We start from the raw sequence: 15,101 nt of genomic DNA, 5'->3' as shown, positions 1-15,101 counted from the left end.
TAGGAAGATGATTGCTTGCAAACCGCTTTTGAATCACGCACGCAGTTGACTGGCCTCTTCTTCCACACGACGGAGTAATCCTTGCACGATTTTTTCCGTCTCCCGTTCACCTCCGAGTGACAACAGGCTCCGGCCGACAAAGTTGGCGCCTTCGTTTTTGCCGGTATAAATCAGCTGACAGCTCGTTTCGTCGAGCCGTTTCAGTGTAAACGTCATCTCGAGTTGAAAGATTTTAGCAAGAGTAAAGCCAATCGTGTTTTGCTTAAAGTCCGGTTCGCTTGTATACGCAAGATCCGTCACGATGTACGTCTCTAACCGGTTCCCCTGCATGTACGTTTGCCGATACGTCGAACCGACGACACCCGGTTTGCGTTCAATCACTTCGTGCTGGACGACACCCGGAATTAACCGTTGCAACCGATCGTGATCAAATAAATGCCAAGCCTGCTCGATTGGAACGTCGAGGACTTTTTCTTCGTGCCATGTCACCATCCGAACACCTCCCTTACTAAAAAATACCCTGATGTGTGCAGTTCTAACTTCAGACTACACACAGACAGGGTATTTGGCTTATTTTAATCGGCAATCACGATTTACTTTACCGTTTGACGTTCCAACGCATTCCCAAGGAACTTCGCGAGCTCCAGCATCCCGAACTTACCGGCGGCCGCTTCCGCATCCGAGTTGTAGTTCGTATTCGTGTTGACATCATACGTATAGATCGTTCCGTCCGCATCCTTGATGAATTCAATCCCGGCGACAGCAATCTGATTCGCTTGCAGGAAGGCTTCGTATTGCTGGATGATCGGATCATCGAATCCATCAACGACTTTAAACTTCATCGGAGTTTGTGGTGCTTCTTCCCCGACCGGGCAGAACAAGTCATCAATCACACACGCATCCGCCGGGCACAGTTCAAAGCCTTCTGATGTATCAACTTGTACGGCGTAAACGAATTTTCCGCCGACGAATTCACAACGCGTGATATACGGTTCAGGCGCTTGGATATACTCTTGGATCAGGGTGATGCCGTCGACCGGCTCATCAAAGGTCGGGCCATCGAGATACGTTTCAAGTGCTTCAATCGAATGGAACAACTGGACACCGAGTCCTTTTCCGGCACGATTGTGTTTCGTGATGAACGACGACACCCCGATGTTTTTCGCCGCTTCAGCAATCTGATCACGTCCGACGGCAGCCGTCGTTTTCGGAACACGGATACCGGCTTTTCGAAGAGCCGTATATTGATTGATTTTACTGACTTCCAGTCGCAACGCACGTGTTCCGTTGAAGACGGTCCGGTCGTGTTCCTCGAGCCATGCGAGCACCCCTTCCGTCAGTTCCGGCGCGTAGCGGTGCCCGCGCGTATGCGAAGACGCACTCATCCGGCTGTAGAAGACGCCTTCTGGCGGGATTTCATCAAGCGGGACCTGTCCTTCATCGAGATGCCACTGTTCATACGGCAACTCCAGTTCTTCGAGTCGTTTAATTAAATGGTCCGTCCATTCCTGGTTTTCGTGTAAGATATGAATTTTTGTCATTTGGTTTGACCTACCTTTCGTTTTTCTTCGACAAGCGGCATGACGTCGCGCGCGAAGCGTTCCATCTCTTCAAGTTGTGGTGAGAATTGAAGTAATAATAAGGAGACACCCACCTGCTCAAACGCAAGAATCCGTTCGGCAATCTGTTCTGGTGTTCCAATCAAATCAGGACGGAGTCCACGGTTGGAGACCGAATAATCGTTCCGTTTCACCTGTTGTTCGAGTTGCGATTTGCTGACGAAATCGTCGTACCCGACGTACCCGGCACCGTCTTCCTTGACGTCCGTGATCCGCTGCCACTCTTGAACAGCCTCTTCTTCCGTATCGCGGCAGATGATATACGCAGCCAGTCCAAAACTTTCAAGCGGCGGTTGCCCGGTCGCTTGTCGACGCGCCTTCATATCCTCAATCTTGACGGATACTTCTTCCACCGTTCCGCCGTGCATGACATAGGCATCACAATGATTGACGATGGTTTGTTTGCCGGCTTCACTTTCCCCGCCTGCGTACAACTTGATGCCCGGTCGTTGAACCGGCTTCGGATGCAGTTGTGTCTTCTCGAGCGTATAGTAGTTCCCGTCGAAGCTGTACGGTGAAGCGTCTGCCCATAATCCTTTCATGATTGTGACAAACTCTTCCGTCCGCGCATACCGTTCGTCATGCGCCGTGAAGATCCCGTTGTATTGCCGCGCTTCTTCTTCCCACCAGGCAGAGACGACGTTCAGTGTAAAGCGTCCGTTGCTGAGTTGATCGATGTTTGCTGCCATCTTCGCGGTCGTCGCCGGGTTATGGAACCCCGGACGGACAGCTGTCATGATTTCCAGCCGTTCCGTCGTCGCAGCAATCGCCGCTGCTGTCGTCCAGGCTTCAAGACTTGGTGCTTCCAGCCCTTTGATATCATTTAAGTTCAATTCCGCAATCAGCGTCGTCGAAAATCCGATTTGTTCTGCTGTTTGCGCCACCTGCTTGGCATAATCGAACGTCGCCGGCATCTGTTCGTCCTCGACGTTTCGTAACCACCCTCCAAAAATCGGTAACCAAAATCCATACTCCATCCGTTATGTCCCCCTTATTAAAAAAATCGCTCTTCTCGAAAATCGAAAAGAGCGACGGATTAATCGTGTCTGCTCTTATCTGTAAAGGGGTTGATCCCTTTAGGAAGTAGCACCTTCCGCTTATGATGCGGGGTTGCTGAAGTGTCTTCGGGCCATTCCCTCGACTTCTCTTGATAAGAATTATTGGAATTATCGTACACTTTTTAGCAGAGTAAAGCAACCACTAAACCTTGTTTTCCAATCGGAATTAAAAACAGTATCAAAAAAGGACGAGAGCTGGGCTCTCATCCTCCTTGTCTTAATATGGGGCAACAAATGTCGACTCTTCGACAGGTGCTTCTTCACCGCGGATGCGGTCATAAAACTTGGCGAGGGTGACGCTGAAGTAAGGTCCGACCCAGAGGAAGGCAATTCCAATCGTAATCAAACCGAGCAGGAACCAACCAATAAAGGAGAGGACAAGCATAAAGGCTTCCATCTTGTGACCATCCATCATTTGGCGTGAACGCGTAATGGCATCCAAAATACCGATTGACGGCTCGTCACGTAAAATGTAATAAGTCAGCATATACGAAAATGACTTGATGATTCCCGGAACGATCAACAGCAAGAACCACAATCCAAGAAGAATACCTTGAACAAGCGACAGACCAACTGCTTTCAAGAACAGCTTATACGGCTCGAATAAATCGACAATTTTTGCCTCTTCTTTACGGGCGACAGACAGCGCAAGCCATGCCCAACCGATCGCAAGCGGCAGGAACAGGATATTCAACACAAATCCAATCAAATCGATGAACTGAAAGTCTTCGTTCGGATCAGAAGAAAACGTTGCTGGAATCCCTTGAATGATGAGAAACAGTAAAAACATGAGTGCCATGAAGACCCAGCGACCGTTAAGTGACTCACGTGCCGATAGTTTTAATTCTTTAATCATAAAGATCCTCCTTAAAATAAGTTCTACTCCTATTTACGGCTTAAGCAGTAAGGAGTTTCAGTTATTTTCAGGATTTTCCTGTTTTTAGCTTGTGCAGGCGTGCTTTTTCGAGTTGACGTTGGCAAGCCGTATACAGCGAACGCCGACCATCGAGACGTTCCATCGCAAATGGGATAGCATGTTTTTTGGCTTGTGCGATGACATGGGCTGACGCCGCATGCGAAACACGACTTGTGATAACGACGATGGCATCCGTCTTTTGCGCGAGACAGGCAATTTTCTTCGCCGACTGGGCATCCCCTGCTAAATGAATCAGCTCGATTCCGGTCTCAGCAAAAAATGTCCGGTAGACCGGTGCCTGCTGTTCGTTTCCGACGATGACGAGCCGCATTCCTTTAAATGCTGCAAACTCAAGCGGCTCCTTGTCGACGTAATCGATGGGTTGTCCCGGCAGCGACGTCGTGACGAGCGGTGTAATCGGTTGTTGTTTCTTTTGGCGAATCCGGCGTGGTTGCCGGACCTTTTTCACGGTCGGTTTTCGCTTTATCTGCTTGGCATATCGCCCGGTCGATTTTTTTGAAACGATTGTCACGGCTATTTCTGCCGTCGCGTCTGTCGGTTTAGATTCTGTTGACGGATCGAACGGTTGAACAATCGGTTCTTCATATTGGAAAGCATACTTCCAGGCAATCGTCAGTGTTTCCGGATGACCTTTCCACATGACCAAGTCGACAAGTTGTCCTTCCTTCAATTGAAAGAATCGCATATCTTCGACCGGAGTAGCGTAGTAAAACGGTTTTCCCGTCTCATCCTTCAACGGACCGTTGACCGTCGACTCGATGATACCGTGATTTTTGACGATACATTTTTCAAAGACGATTCGTTGCTCCAGCGTCTTCATTTGATCGGTTGCGACGACGGCGAGTACTTCCAGTGACGTCCGCCGGTGGTCTTGATGGATAATCTGGACGCGGACTTCCATGCCGTGCTCGAGATTCCATTGGCGGATTTCCTTTTCCGAGATATGGCTGTTCGGCCATTCCTGCAACGATCCGCCTTTTAATTCCCGGACAAATGTATACGCATACCGTTGTTCGACGATCGGTTCGTCCGATTTTGGCAGTTCTGTCAGCGGACCGGGTGACGTCGGCTGCTCTTCTTTCGTCGGTTGAAGCACCTCTTTCGGATGCACACGTGGTGTATAGTAACGCGACAATTGAACCCATTCATCGATTCCCCGGATTTCCTCAAGCAACAACTCCCAATCTTCCGCCGTTTCAACGATCTGTAATTTACCGGCGACCAACGCTTTCGCCCGTTCCATGATTTGTTGCATCATCTCAAACAACCCCTTTGCTTTTTTTCAACTATAGCAAGGGGGTTTCGTGTAGGTTGGTCTAAAAATAACCAGGTATTTTTTTGTTAATGGTTAGGTTTTAATTTCGATTGACGGATCACCCAACCGGTATTTTTCGACGGCCACAATTAAAATCGTGATGATCACAAGCAAAAACCAAGACGACAGTTTTCCGAAGTCGACCAGTTCCCAGCCCTCCTCTTGATTCGGGTAGACCCATCCTTTAAAAAACGTCACGATATTTTCAGCGAGCCAGATGAACCAGGCGATCAGACCAAATGATAAAACCAGCGGCATCCGGTAGACGGTCTCATCCAACCGGTAATAGACCCAGGATCTTAAGAAAACAACGGCAACAAGTCCCATTAACAGCCAACGGAAATCAAATAACCAGTGATGGGTAAAAAAGTTTAAGTAGACTAACAGCCCTAACAAGGAGGCGAGAAGCGGACGGGGAAATTCTGTGATCCGGAGATCAAACCGGCGAAAGGCCTGGCAGATGTAGCTCGCGACACTCGCATACATGAAACCGGCATAAAGCGGCACACCAAACACCTTGCTCCAGGCGTCTTCCGGATAACTCCAGGAACCGACCTGGACTTTAAACAACTCCAGTCCCAAGCCAATCGCATGAAAGATTAAAATCAATTTGAACTCTTCTTTTGTTTCGTAACGTGTTACAAGCAACATGATTTGAACAAAAAGACACCATACTAAAAGCAAGTCATAGCGCGCGATCGGTTCCGACGGAAGGTACCGGGATACCGCAAGCGCCAAGAAAATCGCAACCGGAAAGACACAACAGATGGCCTCGAGATATGTAAAACGGATGAAATGGCGGATTTTTTGCATGAGGTGACCTCCTTTTCATTAGTATACGCATCCGGAGAAGTGATTCCCTCCACCTCAAGATGGAAAATATCGGATTCACTTCAATTTTCTCCATCAAACATGGTACAGTTAATGAATCAATTTTACTCCGAAACGAGGTGTCCTCCATAAATGAGACAGACAATTCAAACGTCCTGGCTGTTACGCTCCGTCCTGAAATGGACATTGTTCTTATTTGGTCTGTTTTTACTCGCCGTCGGTTCATCGATGATGATTACGGCACAACTTGGCGTCTCGACATGGGACGTCCTTCATTTGGGTCTTCAAAACAAAACGCCCTTTTCCGTCGGGACGATCATTCTCCTCGTCGGACTGTTGCTTGTGTTCGTCAAGTATTTGCTCGACCGGGTCACACCCCAAATCGGTACGCTCGTCAATGCGATTTTTGTCGGGGTGTTCATGAACCTCGTCCTCAGTTCAGGTCTTTTGCCGTCGTTTTCTTCCGTATGGCAAAACACGCTGTGGCTGATTGCGGGAATTTTTATCATCGGAATGGGCGCCGGCCTTTATGTCGCCGTCGGTTACGGTGCCGGACCGCGTGATGGACTAACACTGACACTGGCGGAACGATTCGGAACGTCGATCCGGATGATGCGGACATTCATGGAAATCACCGCCTGCGGAATCGGTTGGCTGCTCGGCGGACCGGTGTTCTTCGGAACGATTTTATCGATTTTCTTGATTGGTCCGTTCCTGCAGTTTTGGTTGGGTCATTTCCGCCGGATGATTGCTGCCATCGATGCCGGAACGATTCCCCGGAAACAACAGAAAATTAGTTAAGTCGTTTGACTCGATACCTTTTCATCCGAAATGGTATCTTTTTTTGTGGATGAAGCATATTAGTTGCAGCATGAAAACAGACACGTTATATTCGTTTACATATCAATCTTTGATACGTCAAGGATTTTTCGAACGAAGGGAAGGATGTGATGACTTGAGTATTTCTTGTACTGAAAAAGGACGATTGATTTATGCGCTCGTCTCCGTCAATAAGACAATCGCTCAAAAATTTGATCTTTGTACGGACGGTTTCAGCCAAACCCGGATGGATCTGCTCGCTCAACTCGAGGTGGATACGACGATCAGCCAAAAAGAACTGCAACAACGCGTCAACGTCGATAATGCTGCCGTGACACGCCACTTGAAGCATCTCGAAACGAACGGGATGATTGAACGTGTCCGTTCAGCAACGGATAACCGCGTCATTCTCGTTTCATTGACGCAAGAAGGTGCCACCCGCATTACACGACTACGTGAGCAAAAAGATGAATTCCTCGAGCAATTGCTTGAAGGATTCACGGCAGACGAACAACATCAGCTGGCTCAAATGATGCAACGAATTGAAACGAATGCCCTCACTTTACCTAAAACAACGGTTAATTAAAAAGGAGAATGTCAGATGACTACACAAACTACAACTGATTTCATGGAAATCGTTAAAGGACGCCGCTCGATTCGTAACTACGACACAAACGTCAAGATTTCTAAAGAAGAAATGACACAAATTCTCGAAGAAGCAACACTTGCTCCCTCTTCTGTGAACATGCAACCGTGGCGTTTCCTCGTCATCGACAGTGCTGAAGGGAAAGCGACACTCGCACCACTCGCTAAATTCAACCAAGTCCAAGTCGAGACATCATCCGCTGTCATCGCTGTCTTCGGTGACATGAACGCGATCGATCAACTCGAAAACATTTATGATACAGCAGTCGCACAAGGGCTCATGCCGCAAGAAGTCCGCGATCGTCAAGTACCTGCGATTCAAGGCATGTACGAAAGCGTTCCGGCGAGTGCTCTCAAAGACAGCATCTTGATTGATTCAGGTCTCGTCTCGATGCAATTGATGCTCGTTGCCCGTGCGCACGGCTATGACACTAACCCGATCGGCGGCTATGAAAAAGATCAAATCGCCGAAGCCTTCGGTATGGAGAAAGACCGTTACGTTCCGGTCATGCTTCTGTCCATCGGAAAAGCCGTCGACGCTGGATACCCATCCGTTCGTCTGCCGATCAACGACATCACAGACTGGAAATAAGCAGTACCCGTACTAACCAAAAATAGAGAACAAACAAAAAGGGAGATTATTACTATGACAACTCAAACAACTACAGACTTTATGGAAATCGTTAAAGGACGCCGTTCAATCCGGAACTACGACACGAACGTCAAAATTTCTAAAGAAGAAATGACACAAATTCTTGAAGAAGCAACACTTGCTCCCTCTTCAGTCAACATGCAGCCGTGGCGTTTCCTCGTCATCGACAGTGCTGAAGGGAAAGCGACACTTGCACCACTCGCTAAATTCAACCAAGTGCAAGTCGAGACATCATCTGCTGTCATCGCTGTCTTCGGTGATATGAATGCAGTCGACAGCATCGATACAATCTATGATATGGCTGTCGAAAAAGGCTTGATGCCGCAAGAAGTCCGTGACCGCCAAGTTCCTGCCATCAAAGGCTTCTACAGCCCGGAAGATACAGAGACACTTCGCGACAGCATCTTGATCGATTCAGGTCTCGTTTCAATGCAATTGATGCTTGTGGCACGTGCGCACGGTTATGATACAAACCCAATCGGCGGCTACGAAAAAGATCAAATCGCTGAAGCCTTCGGTATGGAGAAAGACCGTTACCTTCCTGTCATGCTCCTTTCGATCGGAAAAGCAGTTGACGCTGGTTACCCATCGGTTCGTCTGCCGATCAACGACATCACAGACTGGAAATAATCACAAACAACCAACCGGATTCCTCAACAGGAATCCGGTTTTTTTGTATACTGACCAAAAGGAGCTGGTCAAATGATGTATGATGTCACGATTATCGGTGCCGGGATCGCCGGAATCTTTTTAGCCCATGAACTGATGGAACAGGGACAGACGGTTCTGTTGATCGATGCCGGAAAACCACTTGCGCAACGGACGAAACAGGAAGCCTACCTCGGTTTTGGTGGACTCGGTAAATCAGAAGGAAAATACAACTATTCTGCCGGATTCGGAGGTGAACTCGCCGAGAAACTTGGAGCAGAGACGACGCTCCGCTTGATGCACCAAGTCGATGCGCTCCTTTGCCGCTACGGAGCAGATCAAGTCGAGTCGTACTCCACGTCCAATCCCGTTTTAGCTGATCGGGCCAAAGTGGCCGGTCTTGAGACAATCGAAACGACGGTCCGGCATTTAGGGACCGCACTATCGGAACGGATTTTAAGACGGCTCGAAGCCGCACTTCACGAACACGTCATCTTTCGTTTTGAGACGGCTGTTGCGACAATCGAACGGCAAACAGACGGATTTCTGCTCACAACTGAACACGAAACATTTTCGAGTCAACGCGTCGTCTTCGCGACCGGACGCTCCGGTACTGCCTGGATGCAGGAGCAACTTCAGTTGTTAGGTCTGGCTCAAAGCAAAACCCGTCTCGACCTCGGCATCCGGATCGAGATGGAAGAAACGGCATTCCGGACGTTGTTACAGGACACGTTCGAAACAAAACTGGCCTATGCGTCAGCAGCAGGGACCGCCGTTACATATTGCATGAATCCGAAAGGACGGATCATCCGCAAACATCAGGAAGGTCTCGTCATGCCGGACGGGCAAAACTTCCGCGAACAGCATTCCGGCACGACCAACTTGAACTTCACGCTGTTTTTACCCCGCTACTTTGCGACACTCGAAGAAGCGAATCATTATGCCGCTTCCGTCATCGGACAGATCAATCAAGGGACAGACCGGATTGTCGTGCAACGACTCGGGGATTTGCGGACCGGTCGTTCGACGCAGTCAGGTGCTCTCGCCGAAAACAAAGTGCGCCCGACACTTGAAGCGACAACGGGGAATCTGATCGAGGAAGTCCCGGGCACGGACATCACGGTCTTGTTGGAATTTCTGGAACGACTTGAGCAGTTACTCGATACGCCGCTCTCAAACGACACACTGCTGTACGGCATGGACGGAAAATTTTATGCTCCGATGCTGTCGACGTCTGTCACCTTTGAAACGGACATCCCGGGACTGTATGCCATCGGCGATTGTTCCGGTGTGACGCATTCGTTGTCGCAAGCCGCTGCGAGCGGACTGTATCTTGGACAACACCTGACACAAAAACAGCCGTCCTAAGAGATAAGTTCCCTTAAGACGGCTGGTTGAACGTGCAGTGCACTTTATTTTTTAAACGCTTCATACACCTTCAGCTGTTTGCCTTTGACTTTTGTCGTCTTCATTGCCCGCAAGACGAGTGGACCTTTTCCGTTCAGGATTTCCACATACGTGACGGTATCCTGAATCGTGATGATCCCGATGTCTTGAGCGGTCATGCCTTCAATTTTCGCAATCGTTCCGACAAAATCAACGGCACGCAGTTTCTTTTTCTTCCCGCCGTTAAAATACAGCTTCATGATATCCGCGTTAAGTTGCTCCGTTTTCGAGGCCCGGACGTCTGCCGTCGTAATTTTCTCTTCAAACGCATCCGCCGTCCGAATCAATTCCCGCTCAGTCGGTGCCTGACGTTTTTCAATCGCCTCACCGCGGTACTGTTCGACTTCACGCAGACGACGCATGTCCGACTCCGTTACTAAGCTGATCGCTTTTCCGAGTGCTCCGGCGCGCCCAGTCCGGCCCGTCCGGTGGACATAACTCTCTTTTTCGACCGGCATGTCGTACTGGATGACGTGCGTGATGTTCTCGATATCGATTCCCCGTGCTGCAACATCCGTCGCGACGAGATAGCGGAACTCACCGGCCCGGAATGCTTTCATGACGGCGAGGCGTTCATCCTGCTCCATCCCGCCGTGAATTTTTTCGACCGGATAATCCATCGAGGCCAACCCTTTGGCAACGAAATCGACGTGTTCTTTTGTCCGGCAGAAAATCATGCAGCGATCCGGATTTTCGACGACCGTGACGTCTTTCAGAATCGCAAACTTCGTTTTGTCGGTTACTGTGATATAACTGTGTTCGATTTCGGCGATTTCCGTTGCCTTCGTCGTAATTTCAACTTCTTTCGGTGACTGCATGTACCGGTCACTTAACTGATGGATGTCTTGCGGGAATGTTGCTGAGAACAACATCGTCGTCCGTTGTTTGGGCAACTGTTTGAGAATCGTATCGACTTGATCAAGGAAGCCCATGTTGAGCATCTCGTCCGCTTCGTCAAGGACAAGGTACTTGACCTTTTCAAGCGATAACGTGCCCCGCTCCAAGTGATCGAGCACACGACCCGGTGTCCCGACAACGATATGCGTCTTTTGTTTCAGTTCCGCCACTTGTCCGCGGAATGGCTGTTTTCCGAAGACGGCTGTCGCTTTAATCCGCTTGTAGCGTCCGATGTTCATGACATCTTCCGTGACTTGCAGTGCAAGTTCGCGTGTCGGCGTCAAGATCAGGGCTTGCGGTTTGTTTTCTTCCCACTCGACGAGCTCACAGAGCGGAATCCCGAAAGATGCCGTCTTTCCGCTGCCGGTGCGGGATTTGACGATGATATCTTTTTCTGACAAAGCGACCGGTATGACCGCTTGTTGGACATCCGTCGGCGTATGGTAACCAAGTTGTTCAATCGCTTCTAGAATCGGTGCACTGAGTTGAAAATCCGTAAATGGTTTTTTAGACATAAGAATACCTCATTTATTTTATAGTTTATTGTAAAGTGTGATTAGTGAATCAGACGTGACCTCTCATTATGCGCTACTTTCGACAGGACGTCAAAAGAGCTTCCCACCTGTTGGCGGGAAGCTCGACTTGCTTATTTTGCTGAAACTGTATCTTTTTTGATTTGTTTACTGCGTAACTGACCACATGCCGCGTCGATATCCGTACCGTGCTCAAGACGCACACCACAGTTGAGACCGTTCTTTTTCAACGTGTCATAGAACGTAGAAATGTCTTCCGACGTACTCCGTTGGTATTGACCGTGCTCATCAACCGGGTTGTATGGAATCAAGTTGACGTACGTCAAGTGGCGTTTGTCTTCGAACAATTTCGCAAGCTCGATCGCTTGAGCTTTTTGGTCGTTGACACCACGTAAGAGAATGTACTCAATCGTGATTTTCCGGTTCGTCGTCTTGACGTAGTAATCGATGGCAGGCATCAATTTCTCGAGCGGAATCGCACGGTTGATTTTCATGATTTGTGTGCGGAGTTCGTTGTTTGGCGCGTGTAATGAAATCGCCAAGTTGACTTGAAGTTTTAGATCTGCGAATTTGTAGATCTTATCTGCGAGTCCACTTGTCGAAACTGTAATGTGACGCGCACCGATCGCAAGACCGTTGTGATCCTTGATGACGTTCAAGAAATCGACCATGTTATCGAAGTTATCAAACGGCTCACCGATACCCATGACGACGACGTGGCTGACACGCTCTTCTTTTCCGACTGCATCGAGGTGATGCTGAACGTTCATGATTTGCTCGACGATTTCTCCAGCAGAGAGATCGCGGCTCTTCTTAATCAAACCACTCGCGCAGAAACTACAGCCGATGTTACAACCGACTTGCGTCGTGACACAAACTGAAAGTCCGTACTTGTGACGCATCAAAACAGTTTCAATCAAACTGCCGTCATACAATTTGAAGAGGAACTTGATTGTTCCGTCTGCTGATTCTTGTTTCACGGCTTCTGTCATCGAATTAATCGCAAAACTCTGATCTAACAACTCAAGGCAATCCTTGTTGACATTCGTCATTTCTGCGAAAGTAGTGACACGTTTACGATAGAGCCAATCCCAAACTTGTTTTGCTCGGAACGGTTTGTGACCTTGATGCGATAACCATTCCGTCATCTGCTCAAGTGTTAATCCATAAATGGATGGTTTATTCATTAGTGAGACCTCATTTCTTTTTCCAGAACTATAACATTCCTTTATCTTAGTAAAAATCAGCCGCTTACGCAACGTTCAAATCCTAAATGTTCACTTTCTGTAAATTTCCGCGTCTTCTTTGGCTTATTTTCCGGTCCAGTTGTGTCAAATCGACAAACTTCGTTTCCGAAAACTCAAAAATGCCCCGACATGGAAAATCAGGCTGATACTCGCAAGGATCAGAAGGTGGATCAAAAACTGATCAGTTCCTTCTAATAATTGTTGGGTGTTGAACAGACTGAAAATCGAGCCGTAACGCATCCATTCCACTTTTTCACTGAGACCGGATCCGATCGTCAAGACAATCGACAGGACAAGGACACTGCCGGCAATCGAAAAAGCACGCCGTTCATCATCAAACAAGGTGGCAATAAACAACGTGAATCCACCAATGGCATACAGTAACAACAGTGCGTTCACTTGAAAACGAATCAAGGTCAGTCCATCAATCGACACTCCGGAAACAAACCAGTCCGCGAGCAGCAAGACGAGCGTATTGCATACTACCAGGCATGTACTGGCGAGCATCATCACGATCATGGCGGCCGCCGTATATTGATGCCGGGTAATCGGCGCTGCCAAGTATAAAATCAGTTCGCCATTATCGATTGGTCGTGCCAGCAGACGGGCGGCAAGCGATAACAAGAACAGGGAAGCGATGATTTGAAAGATCAGCCCGTAATAATTCCCGCCAAGTAAATCAAGCACATTATCAAAACCGGTCACCTTGTCGTATTGAAAAGCTTTTAAGACTTCCGGCGGCAACGCTTGAAGTTTCGCTTCGAGCAATCCGGTCTTCATCATCGAGGGGTAGAGTGCCGCAAGCATCAACAAATACAGACTGGTGCCGATCGCATACGCCGTGATCGGTTTTCCGTTGTGTTTCAACAACGACCAAATGATGGTCATCATGATGATCCCTCCTCACCGTAATAATGTAAGAAGACATGTTCCAAGTCATCCGCTGACGATTGAATCGTCCGGACATCGTACGCTGTTAACAGGTGAATGATCTGATTTAACGTCAGTTCGTGACCCGTGACAAACGAGACCTGATTCTGAAGTCGTTGACTGCCGATCTGCAATGCAAATTGTTCCGCCTCTGCCTCGAGTCCAAATTCGATCGTATATTGTTTCCGACTCGAACGGACCAGCTCATGAATGTCCGCTTCCACGATGATTCGTCCTTCTTTGATCAGGGCAGCACGGTCACACGATTTTTCCATCTCCGGAAAATGGTGTGAGCTCATCAAAATCGCTTTTCCGCGTTGCCGTTCGATGTCGATCAAGTCTAAAAAATGTTCCTGCATCAGCGGATCGAGCCCGCTCGTCGGCTCGTCGAGCAGGTAGACCGGGGCATCCTTCATGAAACAGCCGACCAAAGCCAGTTTTTGTTTCATCCCTTTTGACATCTTTCGAATCTTGGTTTTCGTCTCAAACGGAAACCGGTTGAGCAACTCCTGCTGTCGCTGCGGCGAACTGTGATGCAATTTTTGCATCAACTGCAACACCTGTTCTCCGGTGAAGTCGCCAGGCAGATTGATTTCTCCCGGTAAATAACCGACCAGACGTTTGACCTCTTCCGATTGATCCCAACAATCAAATCCGCCAATCGTCGCACGTCCCGTATCTGCTTGAATCAATCCCATCAATTGCCGGATGGCGGTTGATTTTCCGGCACCGTTCGGTCCGATGAAACCAAACACCATCCCCGGTTCCACCGTAAAACTGACGTCAAACAATCCTCGTTTCGGGGCAAATTTCTTCGTCACGTGGTCCAAGTGAATCATCCCAATCGCCTCACTTCTTTTGGAGATCGTCGTTAGTACCTTATACCCGTTTTGGCACTTCTTGGGACAAATCAGTCCGATAAATGACAAACCGTTCGTCATGGTTTTTGTCGAACAATTCTTTCAGCCGAACTTCGTCGACTTGCTCAAATACCGTCTGATGCTCTAAAAAATACCGGTACTCGTCTGCCGGATAATACAGAATTAAATCCACCGGTCTCGGACGGCGTTCAATCGAGGCTAAGATATTGTCCACGACCTTCATGAAGATTTGCACAGAAAACGGATTAAAGAAATAACATTTCGTGACATCATCGGGAATCGGGTACGCTTCTGCATAGGTCTGCTCAAAACGGATGCTTCCCCGCCGCCTCTTCATTTTTTTCGTATACGCCATCTGATTCGTGAGCGCGTCCTGATAATATTGACCGTTCATCTCGACACCGATGACGGAGCAATCAAACCGATCGTGCAGATAAAAATTCAGTCGTCCTTTGCCGCATCCGAAATCGACCACCGTATCGGTCTGATTAAACGGATAAACGGAACACAGCTCCTCAAGCGCCGCATAAGGAGTCGGTTCATAGCGGTTGTAGTGACTAAAGGCGTTGTAGAGGTGTTGGATATCAATCGTCTCGATTCGCAATCGTTCTTCGTACTCTTTTTCATTCATCTAAGATTCCTT

General features: G+C 48.5%; 16 protein-coding genes and 1 riboswitch. Of the genes, 5 read left to right on the top strand and 11 right to left on the bottom strand.

Annotated elements, in window-relative coordinates:
* Positions 1-33: 33 nt before the first annotated feature.
* The 6 genes from D3D03_RS09535 to D3D03_RS09510 all read right to left on the bottom strand — a co-directional run bounded on the left by D3D03_RS09535 (position 34) and on the right by D3D03_RS09510 (position 5,742).
* On the bottom strand, positions 34-492 hold the full coding sequence (locus D3D03_RS09535; RefSeq protein ID WP_026831667.1) for an SRPBCC family protein: 459 nt from the start codon (positions 490-492) through the stop codon (positions 34-36).
* 101 nt (positions 493-593) lie between these two features.
* On the bottom strand, positions 594-1,541 hold the full coding sequence (locus D3D03_RS09530; protein ID WP_119923433.1) for an ATP-grasp domain-containing protein: 948 nt from the start codon (positions 1,539-1,541) through the stop codon (positions 594-596).
* Positions 1,538-2,596: an LLM class flavin-dependent oxidoreductase gene (locus D3D03_RS09525; protein ID WP_028105405.1), complete on the bottom strand. Its 1,059-nt coding sequence runs from the start codon at positions 2,594-2,596 to the stop codon at positions 1,538-1,540. Before D3D03_RS09525 ends, D3D03_RS09530 begins: the two co-directional genes overlap by 4 nt.
* Before the next feature lie 72 nt (positions 2,597-2,668).
* Positions 2,669-2,776, bottom strand: a riboswitch (SAM riboswitch).
* 118 nt (positions 2,777-2,894) lie between these two features.
* Positions 2,895-3,533, bottom strand: coding sequence for a DUF975 family protein (locus D3D03_RS09520; protein ID WP_119923432.1), 639 nt, complete (start codon positions 3,531-3,533; stop codon positions 2,895-2,897).
* Between the two features lie 67 nt (positions 3,534-3,600).
* On the bottom strand, positions 3,601-4,872 hold the full coding sequence (locus D3D03_RS09515; RefSeq protein ID WP_119923431.1) for a DUF2325 domain-containing protein: 1,272 nt from the start codon (positions 4,870-4,872) through the stop codon (positions 3,601-3,603).
* Positions 4,873-4,962: 90 nt separating this feature from the next.
* Positions 4,963-5,742 (bottom strand): DUF817 domain-containing protein, encoded by a 780-nt coding sequence (locus tag D3D03_RS09510; protein WP_119923430.1) that lies wholly within the window; start codon positions 5,740-5,742, stop codon positions 4,963-4,965.
* A gap of 150 nt (positions 5,743-5,892) precedes the next feature.
* Here D3D03_RS09510 and D3D03_RS09505 point away from each other — a divergent pair, with 150 nt between their 5' ends.
* The 5 genes from D3D03_RS09505 (at position 5,893) to D3D03_RS09485 (ending at position 9,892) form a co-directional block, all read left to right on the top strand.
* Positions 5,893-6,561 (top strand): YczE/YyaS/YitT family protein, encoded by a 669-nt coding sequence (locus tag D3D03_RS09505; protein WP_119923429.1) that lies wholly within the window; start codon positions 5,893-5,895, stop codon positions 6,559-6,561.
* A 154-nt stretch (positions 6,562-6,715) separates the two neighbouring features.
* The gene (locus tag D3D03_RS09500; RefSeq protein WP_026831661.1) at positions 6,716-7,165 is read left to right on the top strand and encodes a MarR family winged helix-turn-helix transcriptional regulator; all 450 of its coding nucleotides are present in this window, start codon (positions 6,716-6,718) and stop codon (positions 7,163-7,165) included.
* A gap of 15 nt (positions 7,166-7,180) precedes the next feature.
* Entirely contained in the window at positions 7,181-7,816 is a 636-nt protein-coding gene (locus D3D03_RS09495; protein ID WP_026831660.1) for a nitroreductase family protein, read from the top strand.
* 54 nt (positions 7,817-7,870) lie between these two features.
* Positions 7,871-8,506, top strand: a complete 636-nt coding sequence (locus D3D03_RS09490) for a nitroreductase family protein (protein ID WP_119923428.1) — start codon at positions 7,871-7,873, stop codon at positions 8,504-8,506.
* A 75-nt stretch (positions 8,507-8,581) separates the two neighbouring features.
* Positions 8,582-9,892 (top strand): NAD(P)/FAD-dependent oxidoreductase, encoded by a 1,311-nt coding sequence (locus tag D3D03_RS09485; protein WP_119923510.1) that lies wholly within the window; start codon positions 8,582-8,584, stop codon positions 9,890-9,892.
* 44 nt (positions 9,893-9,936) lie between these two features.
* On the opposite strand, the gene D3D03_RS09480 is transcribed toward D3D03_RS09485, so the two are convergent.
* The 5 genes from D3D03_RS09480 to D3D03_RS09460 all read right to left on the bottom strand — a co-directional run bounded on the left by D3D03_RS09480 (position 9,937) and on the right by D3D03_RS09460 (position 15,089).
* The gene (locus D3D03_RS09480) at positions 9,937-11,382 is read right to left on the bottom strand and encodes a DEAD/DEAH box helicase (RefSeq protein WP_026831657.1); all 1,446 of its coding nucleotides are present in this window, start codon (positions 11,380-11,382) and stop codon (positions 9,937-9,939) included.
* Positions 11,383-11,513: 131 nt separating this feature from the next.
* Entirely contained in the window at positions 11,514-12,587 is a 1,074-nt protein-coding gene (gene rlmN / locus D3D03_RS09475; protein WP_026831656.1) for a dual-specificity RNA methyltransferase RlmN, read from the bottom strand.
* Between the two features lie 144 nt (positions 12,588-12,731).
* Positions 12,732-13,538 (bottom strand): ABC transporter permease subunit, encoded by an 807-nt coding sequence (locus D3D03_RS09470; RefSeq protein WP_119923427.1) that lies wholly within the window; start codon positions 13,536-13,538, stop codon positions 12,732-12,734.
* A complete protein-coding gene (locus D3D03_RS09465; protein WP_119923426.1) occupies positions 13,535-14,416 on the bottom strand; it encodes an ABC transporter ATP-binding protein in 882 nt (293 codons plus the stop codon). Before D3D03_RS09465 ends, D3D03_RS09470 begins: the two co-directional genes overlap by 4 nt.
* Positions 14,417-14,456: 40 nt before the next feature.
* Complete coding sequence (locus tag D3D03_RS09460; RefSeq protein WP_119923425.1) at positions 14,457-15,089, bottom strand: methyltransferase; 633 nt, start codon at positions 15,087-15,089, stop codon at positions 14,457-14,459.
* Positions 15,090-15,101: the final 12 nt, after the last annotated feature.

Origin of the sequence: Exiguobacterium sp. RIT452 (assembly GCF_003598705.1) — a bacterium.
GTDB lineage: Bacteria > Bacillota > Bacilli > Exiguobacteriales > Exiguobacteriaceae > Exiguobacterium_A > Exiguobacterium_A undae.
This window is presented reverse-complemented; position numbering and strand designations above follow the sequence as displayed.